The sequence below is a fragment of the Bradyrhizobium sp. 35 genome, assembly GCF_023073215.1.
GTDB lineage: Bacteria > Pseudomonadota > Alphaproteobacteria > Rhizobiales > Xanthobacteraceae > Bradyrhizobium > Bradyrhizobium canariense_D.
Genome location: NZ_JADPJC010000165.1, coordinates 1 through 4,120 on the forward strand (window position 1 = coordinate 1; position 4,120 = coordinate 4,120).

Annotated in this window: 4 protein-coding genes; 2 read left to right on the forward strand and 2 right to left on the reverse strand. The window is 59.3% G+C overall.

Features of this window, described 5'->3' with window-relative positions:
• Nucleotides 1-1,180: 1,180 nt before the first annotated feature.
• A complete protein-coding gene (locus tag IVB36_RS38475; protein ID WP_247394950.1) occupies nt 1,181-1,759 on the reverse strand; it encodes a DUF2939 domain-containing protein in 579 nt (192 codons plus the stop codon).
• Nucleotides 1,760-2,004: 245 nt separating this feature from the next.
• On the opposite strand from IVB36_RS38475, the gene IVB36_RS38480 reads away from it, so the two are divergent.
• Nucleotides 2,005-2,586 carry an RNA ligase family protein gene (locus IVB36_RS38480; RefSeq protein ID WP_346731079.1) on the forward strand — a complete coding sequence of 194 codons (582 nt, stop codon included), beginning with the start codon at nt 2,005-2,007 and terminating at the stop codon, nt 2,584-2,586.
• 15 nt (nt 2,587-2,601) lie between these two features.
• On the opposite strand, the gene IVB36_RS38485 is transcribed toward IVB36_RS38480, so the two are convergent.
• On the reverse strand, nt 2,602-2,850 hold the full coding sequence (locus IVB36_RS38485) for a hypothetical protein (protein WP_051113003.1): 249 nt from the start codon (nt 2,848-2,850) through the stop codon (nt 2,602-2,604).
• Nucleotides 2,851-3,496: 646 nt separating this feature from the next.
• Between IVB36_RS38485 and IVB36_RS38490 the strand changes: the two genes are divergently transcribed.
• Complete coding sequence (locus IVB36_RS38490; protein ID WP_198293370.1) at nt 3,497-3,673, forward strand: hypothetical protein; 177 nt, start codon at nt 3,497-3,499, stop codon at nt 3,671-3,673.
• The last annotated feature ends 447 nt before the right edge of the window (nt 3,674-4,120 follow it).

The window sequence follows — 4,120 nt, forward strand, 5'->3', positions numbered from 1 at the left end:
CGGGCGAAAGCCATCGAGGCTCGCGGCGGAGACGTTGTCCAGCCGCATCAAGAAGCCGGATATACGTCAGCAGTTGTGGCCGTCGATCCTGATCAAGCCGGTCGTTGCAATCGGGCGGGGTCCATATACATCCACACATGAGGCGGCCTTACTTCTAGGTGTTCCGCTTATAAATACACGCGCAAGGAACAAACGAAGATTTATTGAAATCACAATCTGTTCTCGCCCGGAGAACAGCGGGCCCGCCAGAGTGATCCAGTGATCCGGCGGGCTCTCGAATTGCAATGCACGGAGAGGTGCACTGAAACTTTGCCGCGCTTCTGGCCGTAGTATCAGTATCCGGGATTTTGTTGATCCCTCTCGGGGCGAGACTAAACCCAACGCCGCCGGGACAAGGTACTGTTTGCCCCGCGGCGCATTTATTTGGATCTAGAGCCGATGCAGCCGCTGGCCCAGCTCGGCTAGCCGCATGCTCAGCCGGAAGCAATGGCGGCCAGCCGGCGCATCAGGAGCCGACGCGAATACGCGCCATTGAATTGTTTCATCGCGGGAGAAGGCCCATGGTCAGAACCACCATGTTGCTAACCGGACTGCTCGTCGGCTTCTCCGTGCATGGGACAGCGGCGGACGATTGGAGAAATCGGCTCAATCCAACTGAGCGGGCGTGTCTTGAGCGAATAGAAACGACGGAGGGGCAGATATCAGGCATTAGGACAGTGCAGGCAATCGACCATCCGGGAAGTTTTAGCCTGCTGTTGGAGGTCGATCGTGCTGGTGGACCTGTCAAAATCCGATGCCAGGGGACCACGCGACCCGGAGGCGAACAGGTGACGGACGTGACAAGAGAGTAACCGCGCAGCTTGAGCTAAATTGCTAGCTCATAGTTTGCCGTGCGGCCACCGGCGCGCTGCAGTTACATGCACAGCTTTGATATGATCAAGACGTGCGCGGTCTACCGTCTACGCTCCGCCCGAGCATCAATATACATGACCGCCGCGAACGTGATGCCTAGAGCTAAAACGCCGACGCCGCCGGTAATCAATAGACCTTCCATCATTGTGGGACGAGTATTCAGCGCAGGCACCAGGACTACAATTCAACAATAGTAACGAAATGAGACGGCGAGGCCACGAGCGCGGAGCGGCGGCGCGCTGGCGCGCTTCATCGGAGCGGGATGTTCTCAGCCGGCCTTGCTCTTCATAAGGCTTCGGGCCAGCGCTTGAACCGCCGCGTTCGGAAGCTGGATGCCCGAAAGCTTCCAGCCGTTCCCCTCGAAGTGAAGGCTTACGCCCCCATCCTTGTCGTTCTGGCCTAGACGGATCTGAAACTCGACCGGCTTAGTCGGAGATATTCGCCTCAGGGTTTCGAGCACCTTGGATGTGTCGATTTCCGTGAGGCTCAGCATGTTGGCGTCGACTCCCCCGACGCGGATGGCTCCTTTGTTCAAGACATCAGTCAGGTTTTCCGGGGTGAGAATCTTGCCGATCATTGCGTCGGCGATGGAGGCTCCGTAGGTATTCGCCGCCAACCGCTCCAATGGCTTCACAGGCCGTTCACGATCGATCTGCTTGAGGTAAGCGCCAACGATTTGATCGACCAACGATCTGCGTAGGCGTGCGGTGTCCGTCCGGGCAAGAACGTCGGCGCCGTTCTCGGCCCGAACCGCTCCGATTAAACCACTCAGAGAGACGACGGCGGAACCAACGTAGATCCCCAGGCACACTAGCGAAGCAATCAAAGATCCGAAAAACCAACGCATTTGGCACCCATTCTGGATGCGGCCTTGATGGATGAGTTTTGTGAAGAGAATAGGGCCCGCTCAGGCGTCGGGGCGTTTATTACTTGCGCGCAAAACGACGGCCCCAGCGGGGCGGCTGGGGCCGTCTTAGGAAACACTCCGGCTCGCAGGGGGGCTACCGGCCGGAGCGTATCCCAACCTGCCCATTTGCCGAATGTTCCCGGTTGGTAAAAAGGCAACGGAATGCCTATTTGCGCTGAATGCGTATGGCGTACGAGCTCTGCCTGGCGACCGCCGGCAAGCAGGTCCCCTTAGGGCCGGACTGGATCCACGAAGTGAAGCACGACGGGTACCGGATGCTGGTCATCCGGGAGAACGAGCGCGTGCGGCTGTTCTCGCGCAACGGCACCGACTGGACCCAGCGCTATCCGTGGATTGCCGAGGCCGCGCTGAAGAACCGGCAGAAGCATTTCGTCTTTGATGGCGCGGTGATCCTAGGCATCGACGGTATTTCGGATTTCAACGCGCTGCACTCTCGCAAGCATGAGCACGAGGTGCAGCTCTACGCTTTCGACGTTCTCGCCATGGGAGGGGACGATCTCCGGCAGCTCCCGCTACACCTGCGCAAGACCAACCTGGAGCGGCTCTTGGCTCGCCGGCCGGACGGGATCACCGTAGCGCCGTTCGAGCGCGGTGAAATCGGCCCCGATCTCTATCGTGCTGCCTGCCGCATAGGCTGGGAGGGCCTGGCCTCGAAACAACGTGACCGGCCTTACCGCGGTGGCCGGCAAAGGCATTGGATCAAGATAAAAAACCGCACCCATCCAGCAATGTCGCGGGAGCTTTGACCGCGGCTTGCTTAGCTACTTCGACCCCGTAGCGGGATTCGCGGGTGCTGTGGATGGCGCAGTTGCCGGAGAACCGGCGCCCGCACCCGTCGTTGTTGGCGGGTTGGTTGAGCTGGTCTTGGTTGCGGGCGCGCTGGTCTGGTTCGACGCGGTCGTGTGATTGCCGGTGCTGTAGAAGATCGCGGCGATAGCGGCGATCAACACGATTGCGACCACCACCCAGGCTGTGGGGTTGTTCCGGTAGCTCTGATCTCGACGGTCCATGAGCAATCCTCTTGGGGCTAGATATCCACCAAACCCGAGACCCTGCTAGCGTTCCTACCAATTTTTCCCGATTGTCCAACCCTGGCACGCTCAAACTTGAGGCCCGTTAGCGTGAACCGGCGGGCCCTAATTCATCGGCTGAGCCGCCGGCGGCGTCAGTAGCCGCTGCCGGTCGCGCTTCCTGTGCGCTCGGCGCCGGCGCTTCATTGGTCACGCTCCCCTATGATGCGCTTGATCTCAGCCGTCACGATCGCCTGGTCCTCGGGCGAAAGTTGAGCACATGTCGCTGCGATCTGCTCGGCGGACCGCAGCTGCGTCTCTCGACCGCGGCGCTCGTCGACCATCTTCTTGCTGGGGATCGCTGGCGATGTCCCGAGCGACGCGCGCGCCGTATTGGACGGCTAGTTGAGCCGAGCCAAATAGCTCCCCCACATCGTCCGCCTGTGTCTCTCCCTTGTGGAAAAACGGGAAGTAGTAACGTCTCATTGCTGCGGCCCTCGTCTTTTAGCCGCGATCATGCCCACGGCTCGGACGGCGCGCACCTGTCGGAAACGACAGGGTCCGTCAAACAGCGCCATTCACGAGGCATTTGCGAACCGCGCGACACGTGTTAGACCGCGCTCCTATCAACGAAGGAGTTGCCAAGTTGGCCAAGAAGAAAAAAAGTGTTCGTCGCGAGTGGACGAAAGACGACCTGAAGACGCTGAAGTTACTTGCGAAGCAAAAGACTGGTGTCACGAAGATCGCAAAGAAATTGAAGCGAACGCCGGGCGCGACGGCGGCTAAGGCATTTGTTCTTGGCTTGTCGCTAAGCACGCAATAGCGGGCACCTACTTGGGGCTTTCCAGGTCCGCTATGAGTGCGAAGGCGGGATTTGGTTGAGCAGTTGAGACACTGCCGTAACCACCTGCGCGGGCGCGAACGGCTTGTTCAAGAGAACGCTGTTCGGTACGCCGTGAGACGGCCAATGATCAGCTGCAGCCCCAGTCATGTAGACCACGGGCATCTCTGGATTGATCTCTCTGGCTTGCTTGGCAACTTCCCAGCCAGTGAGTTTGCCTCGCAGATGAACATCGGTGAGCAACGCGCGATAGCTGGTAGATTCGGTTTTGAGCAGGATAACCGCTTCTTCGCCTGATGAAACAATCTGCGTCTCAAATCCAACCTCGGACGTAAGCGCTTAGCCGCAACCCTATTGAGGCTGGCTTGACGTTTTGCGGAATCGCCACGGCATGAGGTCTTCGATGCGGCTATGGGGATGGCCGTCGAT